Origin of the sequence: Alkalicoccobacillus plakortidis, assembly GCF_023703085.1 — a bacterium.
GTDB lineage: Bacteria > Bacillota > Bacilli > Bacillales > Bacillaceae_D > Alkalicoccobacillus > Alkalicoccobacillus plakortidis.
The window spans coordinates 87,168-102,850 of sequence record NZ_JAMQJY010000006.1 but is presented as its reverse complement, the minus strand read 5'-3'; the positions used below and the strand labels follow the sequence as shown (position 1 = coordinate 102,850).

Below are 15,683 nucleotides of genomic sequence, written 5' to 3'. Positions count from 1 at the left end.
TTTCCAGTTTTTTTGGTAATGATAGTAAGGAATACTTTGAGTAAAAAGAAGATAAATCAGCTATTACCTTACATTTTTCGACGAAATTCAACTTTTTCTGCTTTTTAGCAGGATTTTTTTAAGGGAGTGTGGAATCAACTAAAGACAATGAATGAGACTAAAACGATCACACACCTTTTTGTTGACGCAGATTCCTGTCCTGTAAAAGAAGAAATTCTTGCTTACCGCTTCGAACCTGATTTGAGAATTGTGTTTGTGATGTCTTATGCACATATGATGACTCTTCCTCCTGAAGTTGGCCAAGTCATGGTCGATTCGGATAAAGAAGCTGTGGACCTCTATATTATGAATAAGATTAGAGCTAGTGATATCTGTGTGACACAAGATCACGCCTTGGCATCACTGCTTCTTAGAAAAAAGGTAACAGCTATTTCTCCCAGGGGTGAAAGGTACCTAGAAGAGACAATTGAACAGTTACTCGAGGTTCGATATAAGTCTGCTCAAAAACGCAGAAGAGGTATTCGCACAAAAGGACCAAAACCTTTTACAATGGAGGATCGAAATCGATTTGTGAAAGAATTAAAGATTATTTTGCAAAAATAGAAGGAATACAGAAAAAAAACTCGAATCTTATTGTCTTGTGGTAGATTTTATTTATGAACGGTGATGTATATGAGTTCCCGAATTCCTGAGGAAAAGATAGAAGAAGTTCGTAAATCAAGTGATATTGTGGAAGTCATTAGCCAATATGTACAACTTAAAAAGCAAGGTAAACAGTATACAGGTCTGTGTCCGTTCCACGGAGAGAAATCACCCTCTTTTTCAGTCTCACCAGAAAAGCAGGTCTATCACTGTTTTGGCTGTGGTGCAGGAGGCAATGTATTTACCTTTCTGAGGGAGCATGAAGGATTTTCGTTTACAGACTCGGTTAAATATCTAGCGAATAAAGGAAGCATCTCACTACCTGAAGAAGTGTATCAAACTAACGAGTCGCAATCGACAGAGCGCTTTCGTGACCTTTTTAAAGGACACGATGCAGCCGCAACCTTTTATCAGCGTGTTTTTGCGCTAACTGACGAAGGAAAAGCCGGTCGTGAATATGCGGACAGTCGTGGATTCACAAATGAACAGTTGAATCACTTCCAAGTTGGATTTGCTCCAGTAGGCTGGAGAACCTTTCCACATTTTTGCTTAAAAAAGAATTTCAATCAACTACAATGGTTGAGGCTGGCCTATTGGCGGAAAGAGAGAAATCTGAAGGGGTGTATGATCGGTTTCGAAGTAGATTAATGTTCCCGATCTGGGATGTTCAAGGTAGAGTTGTTGGATTCAGCGGAAGAATTGTTGGAGAAGGTAAACCGAAATACTTAAACAGCCCTGAAACGCCTATTTTTCAAAAAAATAAGCTCTTGTACGGTTTACACTTGGCTAAATCGGCCATTCGAAAGTCGAATGTTGCCGTATTGTTTGAAGGAGCAGCGGATGTTGTTGCTGCTTGGGGAGCAGGTGTTGAAAACGGCGTAGCAACGTTAGGCACGGCTCTAACCGAGGAACACGCAAAACGGCTGCGTCGTAATGCTGAGACGGTACTTATCTGCTATGACTCTGACCAAGCTGGGCAAAGCGCTGCCTTCCGATCAGCAAGTGTACTAGAGCAGGCTGGCTGTATGGTTAGTATAGCCCATATGCCGGAAGGACTTGATCCCGATGACTACATTAGAACATACGGACCAGAACGATTCCAATCTGATGTTATAGGGGCAAGTCAAACGGTTATGGCCTTTAAGATGAGATATCTTCGTCAGGAGAAAAATCTCCAAGATGAAGGAGAAAGAATGGTCTATATTGAAGAAGTATTACAAGAGCTTGCTAAACTTCCGCGAGCAATTGAACGTGACCATTATCTCAGGCAGCTTGCTGATGAATTTTCTTTATCGTTGGAGGTTCTTAAACAAGAGCAATACCGAATGTATAAGGAATCAAAGAAAACGTATACTGCTAATGAAACATTGGAAAAGAAAGCAGTTAGCACAACTCGACAATTTAGACAGAAGCGACTTTTGCCTGCATTCCAAAATGCTGAACGGATTTTATTAGTTTTGATGATGAATGATGAAGATCTTGCTTGGCGGATACAGGAACGCCTTGGAGCCGCTTTTAATGTTGATGAACATCAAGCACTATTTGCGTATTTACTCGCTTATTATGGAAAAGGCAATGAGGCAAACCCTAGAGAGTTTCTTCAAAGTATTGAGGATCACTCACTTGTTCGCTTAGCTTCAGAGCTTTCTACGATGACGGTTAATGCAGATTGTTCTGAAGAAGAACTAGAGGATTATGTCAAGCAGATTGAAAACTACCCAAAAAGGGTATTGATAGAGAAGAAAGAAGTTGAATCCAAGCTTGAACAGGATCCACTGACTCAAGCAAAATTATTAATTGAAATACAGCAGCTAAAGAGAGAGCTTTCCTAGAAAGCCAACTTAAGATGATACGTTTTGAACAATGGAAGGAGGGGATCGCATGGCAGATAAACCATTACGTCCTGTTACGGAAGGTGAATTATCCATCGATCAAGTGAAAGAACAATTAGTGGAGGTAGGCAAAAAACGCGGAGTTTTAAGTTATGCCGAGATCACAGAGAAGATGGCAAGCTTTGAGCAAGACTCCGAGCAAATGGATGAATTTTTCGAGTATCTTGGAGAACAAGGTATTGATTTGCAGAACGAATCTGATGAAGGTCCTGCTTCTCCTGAAGCGGCTAAAGAAGAAGAGTTTGACTTAAACGACCTAAGTGTGCCTCCAGGTATTAAAATAAATGACCCGGTTCGTATGTATCTAAAAGAGATTGGTCGAGTACAACTTTTATCAGCTGCTGAAGAAATTGAACTTGCTAAACGAATTGAGCAGGGTGATGAAGAAGCCAAACGCCGTCTTGCTGAAGCCAATCTTCGTTTAGTTGTATCAATTGCCAAACGTTACGTTGGGCGTGGAATGCTGTTCTTAGATTTAATTCAAGAAGGTAATATGGGTCTAATTAAAGCAGTAGAGAAGTTCGACTTCCAAAAAGGCTTTAAATTTAGTACGTATGCAACTTGGTGGATTCGTCAAGCCATTACTCGTGCTATTGCTGACCAAGCTCGTACGATTCGAATTCCTGTTCATATGGTTGAAACCATCAATAAACTAATTCGTGTTCAACGTCAGTTATTACAAGATTTTGGTCGCGAACCAACTCCTGAAGAAGTAGCGGAAGAGATGGAGTTAACACCAGAAAAAGTACGCGAGATTCTTAAGATTGCTCAAGAGCCTGTTTCTTTAGAGACACCTATTGGTGAAGAAGATGATTCTCATTTAGGAGATTTCATTGAAGACCAAGAAGCATTAGCTCCTTCAGATGCAGCAGCATACGAGCTACTAAAAGAACAGCTGGAAGACGTGCTTGACACATTAACAGACCGAGAAGAAAATGTACTTCGCCTTCGTTTTGGTCTTGATGATGGTCGCACTAGAACTCTTGAAGAGGTTGGTAAGGTATTTGGTGTTACACGTGAGCGTATTCGTCAGATTGAAGCAAAAGCCCTGCGTAAGCTTCGTCACCCAAGTAGAAGCAAACGTCTTAAGGACTTTTTAGAATAGGTTTCATCTAAAAAGGGTTTACTCCAAACGGGGTAAGCTCTTTTTAATCATTGATGGAGGCGAAAATGGACAAGCAGCGAAGAGAAATCATTATAAATGAAATTCACTATTGGAAACAGACAAAACTTTTACCAGAACAGCAATGTCATTATCTACTCGCCTTATATAGTGAAGGGGAGGATGAGCTTGCTGATAAGTCAGACAAAAAGTTGGGTAGCATGATCCTATGGGTATTGTTAACACAGCTTTGTTTTTTTCTTTCCGTCTTTATTCTATATTTTACTGATTTTGTGAGTGGTTTGCAAATGGGCTTGGTAATAAGTTTGCTTTTACTTACGGCCATAACGGGTTATGCTAGAAGAAAACATGTTTTTGAATCATCTTTACACGTATTGATGACTTCGATGATATTATTTATTTGGGGTTTGTATGGTTCACTAACGTATTGGCAAAGCTTACATGCATCTGTCATCATTCTTATCTTTATTGCAATCTGGCTAAGTGTAGGTTGGTTTTGGAAGCAAAAAATATATTATATTATAGCTGGGTTTATGGTGATTTTTTTAGTAGGCGTTGTCTTTTTTTATCAGTAACTTTCTAGTTTTTAAAACTTGTCCTTTTCAGATATACGCTTTTCAAGTAAACTATAGAAGACGCATGCTTAATGGAAGTACATAGATTGAAATGAAAAATTGTAAACGTCATCTTTTGGGAGGGTATGTATAATGAAAGGTAGTCCGCTTATACCATTTGCACTTATTGCTTTAATCGGTATCGTACTTATGGCTGTTATGTCAGCTTATGGAGTAAATGAAAGAAATGCGCAAGAAGCAGAAGAAAACGGAGCAGGGGAAGAAGAACCAGTTGAGATTGATGATCCTATTGTTGCTGGTGAAGAGCTTTCACAACAATCCTGTATTAATTGCCATGGCGGTGATTTAGCTGGTGGATCTGTAGGACCTGCTATTAACGGTCTAGATTTATCAGTAGAAGAAATTTCAGATATCATTCAAAACGGATATGGTTCTATGCCTGCGCAGACTCAATATAGCGCAGAAGAAGCAGATGCCATTTCTGAATATCTATTATCCATTTCTGAATAGTTACTTTTGAAGTGAGCTTCTTTTATCAGCGTGATTGCTGGTAAAGGAAGTTTTTTTGTGAATGTGGTCGTTTATGAAATATGGTATGATGAAACACGGAAATTACAACGTATAAAGGTGATAATAGATGAATGAGCACAAACTTTCTGATCGATTAACAGCAGTAGCAAGCTATATTGACCACGTAACCACGGTAGCAGACATTGGGTCAGACCATGCGTACCTTCCAAGTTACTTATGCCTTAACCATCCATCTATGCGCGCGATTGCAGGTGAGGTGAGTGACGGACCACTGCAAGCAGCAAAAACACAAGTGGAGGAATTAGAGCTAGGGAATCGTATTGATGTACGAAAGGGCTCTGGATTGGCTGTAATCGCACCTGGTGAAGTAGAAGGTATAACGATTGCCGGAATGGGTGGAGCGCTTATTACGTCCATTCTAGAGGATGGAAAAAGTAAGCTTAAGGGTGTTTCTCGCTTAGTCCTTCAACCAAATAACGCAGCTAGGGCTATTCGCATGTGGCTTCTAGAGAATAACTGGAGCCTGATTAAAGAAGACATCCTTATAGAAAATGAGAAATTTTACGAGATATTGGTGGCTGAGCCAGGGCATGATTCAGAACGGTATGATCAAGAACGTGAAAAGAAACTGTTATTTGGACCACACTTGATGCAAAAGTCTAATGAAGCGTTTTTGGAAAAATGGCATGGAGAAATGCAGAACTGGCAACGAGTGTTGTCAGCGTTAAAACAGGGTAAAGAACAAGAATCGATGGAAAGACGAAAACAACAAATTGAGAAGAAGATTCAATTGGTACAGGAGGTTATTGGAGATGGAAACAACTGGAACTGAGATCGTCCGAATGTTTGAAACGTGGTCGCCGCAATCTCTTGCTGTTGAAGGTGACCGCATAGGGCTTATGGTAGGAACATTAGAAAAAAATGTGCAGCATGTTATGACAGCTCTCGATGTAACGGAAGAAGTCATCGATGAGGCCATAGCAAATAAGGTGGATCTTATCCTTGCACACCACCCCTTATTATTCCGTCCATTAAAGAAAATTGATACAGATTCACCACAAGGCAGAATGATTCAAAAGGCGTTAAAGCATGAAATTGCAATCTATGCCGCACATACAAATTTAGATATCGCAGTCGGTGGAGTGAATGACATGCTTTCTGATGCCCTTTCACTTACAGAAGTAGAGGTGTTATCACCGACATCGTACATTGCTTTAAAAAAACTAGTTGTGTTTGTTCCGCGTACACATGCAGATGGACTTCGTGAGGCGATAGGTGAAGCAGGAGCTGGCCATATTGGAGCCTATAGTCATTGCTCCTATTCATCCGTTGGGATCGGAACTTTTAAGCCAGGAAGTGAAGCAATCCCCTTTATAGGTGAATCAGGTAAGCAGGAATTTGTTGAAGAGATACGAATTGAAACCATTGTTCCGCAAGCGATTCTACCTGCCGTTTTAGAGGCAATGCAACAATCTCACCCGTACGAGGAGATTGCGTATGATCTATATGCGCTAGAACAACAAGGACAAGCTTTAGGGCTCGGTCGAATAGGAGAGCTAGAGCATCCCTTAAGTCTACTAGAACTAGCAGAGAAAGTTAAACAAGCCTTTCAAGTTGATACGCTACGATTAATAGGGGATTCAAAGAAAACGGTTAAGCGAATTGCATTATTAGGTGGGGATGGGAACAAGTATGTGCAAACAGCCATCGATCGAGGAGCTGATGTCTTTATAACTGGAGATATTTATTACCATACGGCTGTTGATGCAATCGAGGACGGTTTTGCATTGTTAGATCCTGGCCACAATATTGAGAAAATCATGAAAAAAGGTGTTGCTCAGAAGTTGAGTAAGTTAGTGCAGGATGCAGGTCATGACATCAAGATAACAGCTTCAGAGATTGATACAGACCCATATCAATATGTTTAATCATCAAAAAAACGATCTCCCCAAACTGGAGAGATCGTTTTTTTATTTTGCTTTTACTTTTGGTAGTAATTTTTCGAGGTTAATTGTTCGCTTAATTGGCCATGTGGATGGATCGTTTTGGTCAAACTGATTCAAGTACGTGATAACCTCTTTAGTGATTAATGTAGGGGTAGAAGCACCGGATGTTACGCCTACAACCTCAACACCTTTTAACCATTCAAGATCAAGCTCGGAAATATCACCAATTCGGTAAGCGGTTGTGCCTGCAATTTGTTCAGATACTTGTGCTAGACGATTCGAGTTATTACTTTTTGGATCACCAACAACAACAACGAGGTCGCATTCTTTAGCTTGCTCAGCTACAGCTTCCTGACGAACCTGAGTAGCTAGACAAATTTCATTATGAACTTCTGCATGAGGATAGAGCTCCATCGCTTTTTTCATAATATCTGATACGTCCCACTGACTCATAGTTGTTTGGTTAGTAATAATAATCTTATCTGTAGTCAAACCAAGACTCACAACATCTTCAACAGATTCAACTAGATGCACTGCATCTGGAGCTACACCAATTGCACCTTCAGGCTCAGGATGTCCTTTTTTACCTGCATAGATAAATTCATAGCCTTCACTTTGCTTATCTCTAATTAGATCGTGTGTTCTTGTGACATCAGGGCAAGTTGCATCTACAACAGTTAAGCCCTTTTCTTTGGCAAGTACACGAACCTCTGGTGAAACACCGTGTGCAGTAAAAATAACCGTCCCTTTTTCAATCTCTTTTAGAATCTCAAGACGATTAGGACCGTCAAGCGAAATAATGCCATCAGTTTCAAACGCATCCGTCACATGTTGATTATGAACAATTTGTCCAAGTATATAAATGGGACGCGGTAGGTCTAGGTTTTGGGCAGCCTGTCTAGCTAAAACCATTGCGTCTACTACGCCATAGCAATAACCACGTGGTGAGATCTTTTTTACATTCATGTAAGTTGTCCTCCTATAGAAAAGCTTCCCATCCATAAGAAAAAGGTGGGGGAAGCAGTCTTATACCATTATTGTAATGGAGATGGAGGTCGTTGACAATCGTTGTGCTTATGACAATTCAAGCAAATTGCTATCAATAAACTCATATGCCTGTTCTTCGGACATATCATTTACGAGAACAAGTTCACTTGCAATCATCTGTTTTGCTTTCTGAAGATGATTACGATCTTGTATATGAAGACCGTTTGATCTTCCAGCTTGTTTCTTTGAAAGAGAAGAGATAAGATGAGCTGCATCAAAAATACTTCCGCTTTTCAGGAGGTTTTCCGTTTCCTTTGAGAAATGGCTAGTAGAAGGGGGAAGCTCTGGTCCGTTTTTTAATGCTTCAATTACATTGTCCAATTCGTCTTGTTCAATCACTTTACGTAGACCAGAATTGTCAATTTTGCTTTCAGGAAGCATTAATTTCACATCTACTAGTGGGAAATGTAGAACAAAATAAGAGTGGGTTTCACCTAAAACGTCTTTCTTCAATGTCTCTAATTGTTCCAAGCCCCATGGTAAGGATAAACAACGTGGTCACCGACTTTAAACATGAGCATTCCTCCATTCGAGTTGTCAGTATTTAGTATAACACAAATTGATCAAAATTTGAAATTATACTATTCCTGTATAAAGCTTGTCAACTATTTAATAAAAAACACGAGAAAATTTATCTCGTGATTTTTTTAAACATAAAGTTTAGGGGCAGGAGGGCCACTAGCAGGTGTTGCTATAGGTGTTATAGCTGTTAGCTGAAATTGCTTAGGACTCTCTAAAGAGCCGAGTTCAGGTGAATCAGATGAAATAGCTTGGACTTGACTCTTGTTGTGATGTGGGCTGAATATTTTCCACAACGGATTCTTCTGGATCAGCTGAGGGTTGACTACGCATGATTTTCCAAAGCGTTGGAGCATTACGAATGATGGGACCATACTGTTGAACCATCGGCATGACCTGTTGAGTGATTCCCATTATTCTTTGAGCATTTTGCAACAACGAAGTGAAATTAATTCCACTTAAAAAGCTCCCCCCGCTAGCTGTTGCAGTTGGAAAGGCTGAAGCTTGTAATGCGCTACTTGCCCCTCCACCACCAAAAAGCCTTGCGAGTAATCCCACTCTACTCCCGGCTCCAGCTCCTTGCATCAGACCAGGGGCCATTTGTGAGCCCTGTCCAAAGAAGGCCGCTTGTGGAGCCATTCCTGGACCTGGACCAGGACCAAACATAAAGGGGCTTCTTGCAAGCGGTTGTATGGGTGTTGGACAAGCAGGAGGTCCGAATATTCGTTGCATATGAGGTCTCCTTTCAATTTATGTCCATTTACTTGTATATATGCTGAATTTATGCGGGATGTGAGCCCGTATTCAGGCGAATAAGAAGAGACATCGTGTTTGGTGTCATTCTGTGGTAAAATAAGCTATTGTAAATACCTAAAGTTTAGAGAGTAGGAAATAATAATGATTTCAGAGAATTTCAAACGGTTTGGACTCCATCCGTTTTTACTAGAAGCACTTGATTCACAAGGTTTTTCGAAGCCAACAGAAATCCAGGAGCGTCTCATTCCAGCCATTATTAATGGCAAAGATGTGATTGGACAATCTCAAACTGGAACAGGAAAAACATTATCCTTTTTTCTGCCAATTCTGCATGTGATAGAACCAGAACGCAAGGAAGTACAAGCAATCGTAACGGCGCCAACTAGAGAGCTAGCAACGCAGCTTTTTAATGAGCTTAAACGAATAACTGACCATACAGAAGAAGGTAAATCGATTGTTAGCCAACTACTTGTTGGTGGAACGGATAAAACCCGCTCCATTGAAAAGCTGAAAAATCAACCGCATATTGTTGTTGGAACAGCTGGCCGTATTGCTGATTTGATTAACGAAAAGGCTCTTAAAGCGTATAGTGCAAACATTTTAGTTGTTGATGAAGCAGATCAAATGCTTGATATGGGCTTTATCGATGATGTTGATCGCACGGCTTCACATATGGCACAGGAACTACAAATGCTAGTATTTTCAGCGACTATTCCTGAGAAGCTTCAGCCATTCCTCAAAAAATATATGAACGATCCTAGACACGTGAAGGTTGAGCCAGAGAAGGCGACAGCAGAATTAATTGAACACAAATTATTACCACTTCGTCACCGTGATCGACTAAAAATGGTTGTGGAAACGGCACAAGCCATTAACCCGTTTTTAGCTGTTATTTTTACAAACACAAAAGATCAGGCTGAAGAGGTTACTCAATCATTACTTGATGCAGGCTTAAATGCAGAACGAATTCATGGTGGGTTACAGCCGCGTGAACGTAAGCAGATTATGAAAAAAGTTCGAGAGATGAAAATTCAATATCTTGTAGCGACAGATTTGGCGGCAAGAGGTATTGATATTAAAGGGATCACACATGTTATCAATTTTGATCTTCCAAAAGATCTTGATTTTTATGTTCATCGTACAGGTCGAACAGCGCGGGCGGGTATGAGTGGAGAAGCGATTACATTCTACGCACAAACGGACCAACAAGCGATTGAACGTTTGGTTAAAAAGGGAATTTCGTTTAAATATGTAGATCTTAAAAAAAATGAGTGGGTAACGTTGGACAAAGCCCCAGTCGGATTAGGACGGTCACCAGTGCGTAAAACAGAAACATCAGGAAATAAAAAAGCAGTGGCAAAACCCAAAAAAGTAAAACCTGCTTATAAGAAAAAAGCCAGATATCGTCAAGCGAAAGAAGAACAAAGACAGCGTAGAATTAAGGGCCGATCAAAAGGGTAATAAATGAACAATGAGGTGATAAGATGACGTTGAAAATTGGTTCGCATGTTTCTATGAATGGGAAAAAAATGCTGCTTGGTGCAAGTGAGGAAGCAGCTGGTTACGTTGCCAATACGTTTATGATTTATACAGGAGCTCCGCAAAATACTCGGCGTAAAGCGATTGAAGAGTTGAATATCGAAGCGGGTCTTGAACATATGAAGGCAAATGGAATGCAAGATATAGTTGTACATGCTCCCTACATCATTAATATTGGAAATACTGAGAAGCCAGCAACTTTTCGGCTTGGTGTCGACTTTTTGCAATCAGAGATCGCGAGAACTGAAGCGTTGGGTTCAAAGCAAATTGTGTTGCATCCAGGTGCTCATATTGGTGCAGGAGCAGAAAAAGGTATACAGCAAATTATTTCAGGATTAAATGAAGTGCTTGAAACCAAAAACGATGTACAAATTGCTTTAGAGACAATGGCTGGAAAAGGAACAGAGTGTGGTCGAAGCTTTGAAGAACTTGCAGCTATTATTGATGGTGTAACTCATAATGAGCGTTTATCTATCTGTTTTGATACGTGCCATACGCACGATGCAGGGTACGATATCATCAATGATTTTGATGGTGTGCTTAACCACTTCGATAAAGTCATTGGTCTTGACCGCTTAAAGGTGCTTCATATTAATGACAGTAAAAATATCACCGGTGCTAAAAAAGATAGGCACGCTAATATCGGATTTGGTCATATTGGTTTTGATGCCCTTCATTATATTGTGAAGCATGATCAACTGAAAGAAATTCCAAAAATCTTAGAAACACCGTATGTTGGTGAAGATAAGAAAAATAAAAAACCTCCTTATAAGCACGAAATTTCCATGCTAAAAGAAGGGCAATTTGATGAAGAACTGTTAGATAAAATCATGCAATAAGCTTTTTAAGGTAGCAGATGGCTGTATTGTTGGAGCAAATATTGAATAGTGCTGGCAACATGGCTATCTGTTTCTGTTTGTAATTTTTGAAGGAGTCTTTCTACTTGTTCTGCATTCCCCACATCGATCTTCTCCGTTTTAAGAATAGAGACGACTTGCTGGGCTTGACTACTGCTAATCTGAATTTGATTTTTTTCGGCTTGTTTAATTAGTTCAGGCGCCGTAATTGAATTAATTTTTTGATTAATTAATTGTTGGATAAATACATTCATTTTTAACCCTCCTCAGACTTTTGCCTATACTTTTATTACTATGAAATGCTGAAGATTTTGTGCGAAAAAAAGGAAATAGGTAGCAAAGAACGAATACATTTAATAAAAGTAAGTCGTGTGTAATAGTCAATTTGACCGGATTCTTTGTTAGAATACGGATAAATAAAAAGGAGGGGCTACCATGTGGGACAAGCATCTAGACAGCGAAGCAGCCTCTAAAAAAGGGAGCCGAAGTATGATGACCAATTCTAGTTCAGCGCTTCATTCGTCATTCACCTTGCCATCAACACAGTATTCATCCTATCAACCACAAAGACCTTATATCGAAGATCTAGGATTTCCTTTCCTTAAGATGGATTGTCATTACAAAATTTCGGGATGGAACCAAGCTTTTTTGAAAACGTGTCAAATTGATGAAAAAGAACTTGAAAACGCCTCCTTTTTAGATATGTGTGAACAGAACGAGATGTTTAAGCTAGCTAAAGAATTAATGATGTTATCAACTTTAACCTTAAAGGTTGAAGAGAGGTTATATGAAGATGATGATACGTTAGTACGTGTGTGTGTCTTTCCATTTTCGTATTTCAATTGCCAATATATTATGTTTGAAGACCTTTCATACCAAAAAAAATTCGAGCATTTATTAACCTTTCATCATCAGATGGAAGCCGTATCACATATTGCGGCAGGAGTAGCCCATGAATTACGGAACCCATTGTCTGTCATAAAAGGTTTTCTTCAATTAGCAAAGCTGACTGATGATTTTCATAAATATTACGATACAATCCTATCCGAACTAAACAGAATGAACTTAATCATTGAGGATTTTTTATCTATTTCAAGAAAAAAAATGACCCGAAGCTGGCAATCGCCAAATGTCATCATTGAATCACTAGTGCAAATCCTTAAATCAGAATGTTTGCTTCACGACGTTAATCTTCAACTTGATCTTACAGCAACAAAACATAATGTAAGCGTACATGTGAACGAATCAATGATTAAGCAGGTCATCCTCAATTTATTGCGAAATTCTATTGAAGCTTATGGAACGTCGAATACAAACCGACTCTTTCTTGTCAAAACCGAAATTGAAGATGAGACCTTTTTAATTACAATTAAGGATAATGGAAAAGGGATGTCAGATGAGGTATTGAATCAGTTAGGTAAACCTTTTTTTACAACAAAAGAAAAGGGAAATGGTATAGGTATTCCTTTATGTAAGAAGATTATAGAGGATCATGGAGGGAAGTTTTTAATCTCAAGTGAGTACAATGTTGGTACTCAAGTGAAGATATTCATTCCGCTTATTGAATAACCTATTGGTTGAATATGACTGCACAGGAAATAAGTTTTTTGATTATCTGGTAGTTGTTTTAAATACTTAATGGTACACTCGTTAGCGCAAAAGCGTTTATAAAAAATGATGGAGGGTATCCACTATGTGGTGACCGAGTTATTTTGAAGGAGTGAAAATAAAACATGTTACAACGATTTGTCTTTGCAAGTTTAATAGCACTTATTATGCTGTCTAGTTATTTTGCGTTTGATTCTTACAAATTAAATCAGACAGTGAAAGATACAGAAAAAGAACTAACACGACTTACTCTTGAGAAAGATGAACTGGAGCTTAAAACAAGCACAGAACTATCTGAATCGACTGTACCTAGCTACACGCAGTGGTTACAATCTAGTGAGTTGGCTGAACAATTATTCAAAGAAAGTGATGGCCGATTTAAAAGGGAGTGGGGTCTATTCCTGGGTGAACTAACCCAAGAAAAAGGTATGGATCCTTATATCGTGTATGAGTTGCTAAAAGTTGAAACGGGCGGTAGCTTTGATCCCACTGTTGAGGGGCCGCAGACAAGGTTTGGTGTTGCATACGGAATGGGTCAGTTTATGACCAACACAGCGCCCTGGATTGCGGACAGAGCAAATCTTGAATACAAGAAAGAATATTTATTTGAGCCTCTGTATTCAATCCAGTTATCTGTAGAGTATCTAGATTATCTTTATAATGAATATGAAGACTGGGATTATGCCTTAACAGCTTATAATCGTGGTATGACTGGTCTTGAAAAATATATAGAGAATAATGGTCATGCTAAAAGTGAATATGCGGTAACCATTCAGCAAGGTGTAATGCAGCATGATGCGATTGCATTTAATAAGTAATGAAAAAAAGACTCATTCACAAGTAAAAAAGTGAAAGAGTCTTTTTTTTTGATTAATTAAGGCTCGCGGGTGGACAGAATAACAAAAAGCTTTATAATAGGGAAGGTCAAGTAAATCGTAATCATTCTTAAAGAAACTATATTTATATAAAAAGGAGAGGACGTCCATGACTAATCAGACGATACTAGCAGAGATTAAGGATGTACACTTTTATTATGAAGATCGTCATGTTTTGGAAAATGTGTCCCTTCAACTTAAAAAGGGTTCTTTTTTAGGTTTGGTTGGACCAAACGGTTCGGGTAAATCTACACTTATTCGATTATTACTCGGGTTGATTAAACCAGTTGGTGGGCAAGTTGAGATTTTTGGAGAACGTGTGTCTCAGTTTCAAAGATGGCATAAGGTTGGATTTGTTTCTCAGAAAGCAAGTAGCTTTAATTCAGGATTTCCGGCAACTGTCTATGAAGTTGTTTCTATGGGTTTGTATGGAAAAGTAGGACTCTTTCGTTTTTTGACAAAAAAAGATAAACAAAAAGTTCATGATGCGATTGCACAAGTAGGCATGGAGGAATATACAAAGCAAAACATCGGAGAGTTATCAGGTGGGCAACAACAGCGTGTATTTATTGCACGTGCTTTAGTTAGTGAACCGGAGCTTCTTATTTTAGATGAACCGACAGTTGGTGTAGATGTTGCTAGCGTCAAAACATTTTATGAACTTTTAAAAAATCTAAATGAACAAAAAGGATTAACATTATTACTAATCACTCACGATACAGGTGTTATGACAAAGTATGTGACAGAAGTAGCTTGTTTGAATAAAACGATTCATTTTCATGAACCAAAAGAATTCGAGAAAAACCAAGATATGCTCCACGTTTATCGAAATAACGAAAGTACTTTAAAACAAAGTAATAGATATGAGGAAGTGCAAGTATGATTGAAACCTTTTTAAGATTTGATTTCCTGCAATATGCGCTATTTACAGGAATGATGATCGGGTTATTGGCTCCGATTCTTGGAGTGTTTTTAGTGGTCAGAAGAATGTCTCTAATTGCAGATGCCCTATCTCATATCACTTTATCAGGTATTGCATTTAGTTTATTACTTGGTAAATATGTCGGTTTTTTTGCTTGGACTAAACCCTTTATACATGGGGATGTTTTTTTCAGTAGGCGGTTCATTATTAATTGAACAGTTACGACGTGTGTATACATTTTACAAAGAGATTGCCATTCCAATCATTCTTTCTGCTGGAATAGGTATTGGTGTCATTTTTATCTCACTCGCAAATGGATTTAATAATGATTTATTTAATTATCTGTTTGGAAGTGTTATTGCCGTAACCAGGTCTGATTTTATAACCATTAGCAGCATCACAGTTTTAGTGATGATTGTTCTTATTTTGTTTTATAAAGAGTTGTTTTTTCTCTCTTTTGATGAGGAGCAAGCGGTTATTTCTGGAGTGAACAGAAAATTAGTCAATATGGTATTTGTTGTTTTGGTCGCATTAGTTATTGCTGCTTCCATGAGAGTGGTAGGAATATTGTTGGTTTCTGCTTTAATGACATTACCTGTTGCGAGTGCTATGCGGTTTGCAAAAGGCTTTAAGCAGCTTTTTATCTACTCGGTTATACTAGGAGAAATAGCGGTAATAGGTGGATTAATCGCAGCATTTCAGCTTGACTTGGCTCCAGGTGGAACAATTGTAATGATATCAGTGGTTCTGCTTCTACTATCTATTGTCTTTGGACGAAATAAAAAAGTGAGATGGTTAAGAAAACCACGTCCGGACACTACTATAGGGCAGTTGTAGATGACTCAGAGAAT

General features: G+C 38.9%; 16 protein-coding genes and 2 pseudogenes. 14 read left to right on the top strand and 4 right to left on the bottom strand.

The annotated features are described in order from the left end of the window. The first annotated feature begins 126 nt into the window (after positions 1–126). The 8 genes and pseudogenes from NDM98_RS22110 (at position 127) to NDM98_RS22075 (ending at position 6,691) form a co-directional block, all read left to right on the top strand. On the top strand, positions 127–603 hold the full coding sequence (locus NDM98_RS22110) for a YaiI/YqxD family protein (protein ID WP_251611637.1): 477 nt from the start codon (positions 127–129) through the stop codon (positions 601–603). A 63-nt stretch (positions 604–666) separates the two neighbouring features. Next, positions 667–1,677 (top strand): annotated as a pseudogene (locus NDM98_RS24795) (toprim domain-containing protein); the annotation flags it as partial. A gap of 8 nt (positions 1,678–1,685) precedes the next feature. Then, positions 1,686–2,474, top strand: a complete 789-nt coding sequence (locus NDM98_RS24790) for a DnaB-like helicase N-terminal domain-containing protein (RefSeq protein ID WP_373370440.1) — start codon at positions 1,686–1,688, stop codon at positions 2,472–2,474. Between the two features lie 49 nt (positions 2,475–2,523). Then, complete coding sequence (gene rpoD / locus NDM98_RS22095) at positions 2,524–3,639, top strand: RNA polymerase sigma factor RpoD (protein ID WP_251611635.1); 1,116 nt, start codon at positions 2,524–2,526, stop codon at positions 3,637–3,639. 65 nt (positions 3,640–3,704) lie between these two features. Further along, the gene (locus tag NDM98_RS22090; RefSeq protein ID WP_251611634.1) at positions 3,705–4,232 is read left to right on the top strand and encodes a hypothetical protein; all 528 of its coding nucleotides are present in this window, start codon (positions 3,705–3,707) and stop codon (positions 4,230–4,232) included. Between the two features lie 132 nt (positions 4,233–4,364). After that, on the top strand, positions 4,365–4,742 hold the full coding sequence (locus tag NDM98_RS22085) for a c-type cytochrome (RefSeq protein WP_251611633.1): 378 nt from the start codon (positions 4,365–4,367) through the stop codon (positions 4,740–4,742). Positions 4,743–4,869: 127 nt separating this feature from the next. After that, positions 4,870–5,595, top strand: coding sequence for a tRNA (adenine(22)-N(1))-methyltransferase (locus NDM98_RS22080; RefSeq protein WP_251611632.1), 726 nt, complete (start codon positions 4,870–4,872; stop codon positions 5,593–5,595). Then, on the top strand, positions 5,576–6,691 hold the full coding sequence (locus NDM98_RS22075) for a Nif3-like dinuclear metal center hexameric protein (protein WP_251611631.1): 1,116 nt from the start codon (positions 5,576–5,578) through the stop codon (positions 6,689–6,691). The genes NDM98_RS22080 and NDM98_RS22075 overlap by 20 nt, the downstream gene beginning before the upstream one ends. Positions 6,692–6,733: 42 nt before the next feature. On the opposite strand, the gene NDM98_RS22070 is transcribed toward NDM98_RS22075, so the two are convergent. From NDM98_RS22070 to vrrA, 3 genes are all read right to left on the bottom strand, one after another. Then, positions 6,734–7,675: a 4-hydroxy-3-methylbut-2-enyl diphosphate reductase gene (locus NDM98_RS22070; RefSeq protein ID WP_251611630.1), complete on the bottom strand. Its 942-nt coding sequence runs from the start codon at positions 7,673–7,675 to the stop codon at positions 6,734–6,736. A gap of 108 nt (positions 7,676–7,783) precedes the next feature. Beyond that, positions 7,784–8,227, bottom strand: coding sequence for a CarD family transcriptional regulator (locus NDM98_RS22065; protein WP_251611629.1), 444 nt, complete (start codon positions 8,225–8,227; stop codon positions 7,784–7,786). 285 nt (positions 8,228–8,512) lie between these two features. Continuing rightward, complete coding sequence (gene vrrA / locus NDM98_RS22060) at positions 8,513–9,007, bottom strand: VrrA/YqfQ family protein (protein ID WP_251611628.1); 495 nt, start codon at positions 9,005–9,007, stop codon at positions 8,513–8,515. Between the two features lie 165 nt (positions 9,008–9,172). On the opposite strand from vrrA, the gene NDM98_RS22055 reads away from it, so the two are divergent. Both NDM98_RS22055 and NDM98_RS22050 read left to right on the top strand, forming a co-directional pair. After that, on the top strand, positions 9,173–10,492 hold the full coding sequence (locus tag NDM98_RS22055) for a DEAD/DEAH box helicase (RefSeq protein ID WP_251611627.1): 1,320 nt from the start codon (positions 9,173–9,175) through the stop codon (positions 10,490–10,492). A gap of 23 nt (positions 10,493–10,515) precedes the next feature. Continuing rightward, positions 10,516–11,409, top strand: a complete 894-nt coding sequence (locus NDM98_RS22050; RefSeq protein WP_251611626.1) for a deoxyribonuclease IV — start codon at positions 10,516–10,518, stop codon at positions 11,407–11,409. Between the two features lie 5 nt (positions 11,410–11,414). On the opposite strand, the gene NDM98_RS22045 is transcribed toward NDM98_RS22050, so the two are convergent. Continuing rightward, positions 11,415–11,681: a DUF2624 family protein gene (locus NDM98_RS22045; protein ID WP_251611625.1), complete on the bottom strand. Its 267-nt coding sequence runs from the start codon at positions 11,679–11,681 to the stop codon at positions 11,415–11,417. 181 nt (positions 11,682–11,862) lie between these two features. On the opposite strand from NDM98_RS22045, the gene NDM98_RS22040 reads away from it, so the two are divergent. From NDM98_RS22040 to NDM98_RS22025, 4 genes and pseudogenes are all read left to right on the top strand, one after another. After that, a complete protein-coding gene (locus NDM98_RS22040; protein ID WP_251611624.1) occupies positions 11,863–12,996 on the top strand; it encodes a two-component system sensor histidine kinase NtrB in 1,134 nt (377 codons plus the stop codon). A gap of 164 nt (positions 12,997–13,160) precedes the next feature. Beyond that, positions 13,161–13,853 carry a lytic transglycosylase domain-containing protein gene (locus tag NDM98_RS22035; protein ID WP_251611623.1) on the top strand — a complete coding sequence of 231 codons (693 nt, stop codon included), beginning with the start codon at positions 13,161–13,163 and terminating at the stop codon, positions 13,851–13,853. A 166-nt stretch (positions 13,854–14,019) separates the two neighbouring features. Next, positions 14,020–14,793 carry a metal ABC transporter ATP-binding protein gene (locus NDM98_RS22030; protein ID WP_251611622.1) on the top strand — a complete coding sequence of 258 codons (774 nt, stop codon included), beginning with the start codon at positions 14,020–14,022 and terminating at the stop codon, positions 14,791–14,793. Continuing rightward, a pseudogene (locus NDM98_RS22025) lies at positions 14,790–15,669 on the top strand (metal ABC transporter permease). The gene NDM98_RS22030 and the pseudogene NDM98_RS22025 overlap by 4 nt, the downstream one beginning before the upstream one ends. The last annotated feature ends 14 nt before the right edge of the window (positions 15,670–15,683 follow it).

What these genes read in the sequence shown, in the direction of transcription:
- NDM98_RS22050 (WP_251611626.1), top strand. Translation starts at nt 10,516, where the DNA reads ATGACGTTGAAAATTGGTTCGCATGTTTCTATGAATGGGAAAAAAATG.
- NDM98_RS22040 (WP_251611624.1), top strand. Translation starts at nt 11,863, where the DNA reads ATGTGGGACAAGCATCTAGACAGCGAAGCAGCCTCTAAAAAAGGGAGC.
- NDM98_RS22075 (WP_251611631.1), top strand. Translation starts at nt 5,576, where the DNA reads ATGGAAACAACTGGAACTGAGATCGTCCGAATGTTTGAAACGTGGTCG.
- rpoD (WP_251611635.1), top strand. Translation starts at nt 2,524, where the DNA reads ATGGCAGATAAACCATTACGTCCTGTTACGGAAGGTGAATTATCCATC.
- NDM98_RS22035 (WP_251611623.1), top strand. Translation starts at nt 13,161, where the DNA reads ATGTTACAACGATTTGTCTTTGCAAGTTTAATAGCACTTATTATGCTG.
- NDM98_RS24790 (WP_373370440.1), top strand. Translation starts at nt 1,686, where the DNA reads ATGCCGGAAGGACTTGATCCCGATGACTACATTAGAACATACGGACCA.
- NDM98_RS22080 (WP_251611632.1), top strand. Translation starts at nt 4,870, where the DNA reads ATGAATGAGCACAAACTTTCTGATCGATTAACAGCAGTAGCAAGCTAT.
- NDM98_RS22055 (WP_251611627.1), top strand. Translation starts at nt 9,173, where the DNA reads ATGATTTCAGAGAATTTCAAACGGTTTGGACTCCATCCGTTTTTACTA.
- NDM98_RS22070 (WP_251611630.1), bottom strand. Translation starts at nt 7,675, where the DNA reads ATGAATGTAAAAAAGATCTCACCACGTGGTTATTGCTATGGCGTAGTA.
- vrrA (WP_251611628.1), bottom strand. Translation starts at nt 9,007, where the DNA reads ATGCAACGAATATTCGGACCTCCTGCTTGTCCAACACCCATACAACCG.
- NDM98_RS22045 (WP_251611625.1), bottom strand. Translation starts at nt 11,681, where the DNA reads ATGAATGTATTTATCCAACAATTAATTAATCAAAAAATTAATTCAATT.
- NDM98_RS22030 (WP_251611622.1), top strand. Translation starts at nt 14,020, where the DNA reads ATGACTAATCAGACGATACTAGCAGAGATTAAGGATGTACACTTTTAT.
- NDM98_RS22085 (WP_251611633.1), top strand. Translation starts at nt 4,365, where the DNA reads ATGAAAGGTAGTCCGCTTATACCATTTGCACTTATTGCTTTAATCGGT.
- NDM98_RS22090 (WP_251611634.1), top strand. Translation starts at nt 3,705, where the DNA reads ATGGACAAGCAGCGAAGAGAAATCATTATAAATGAAATTCACTATTGG.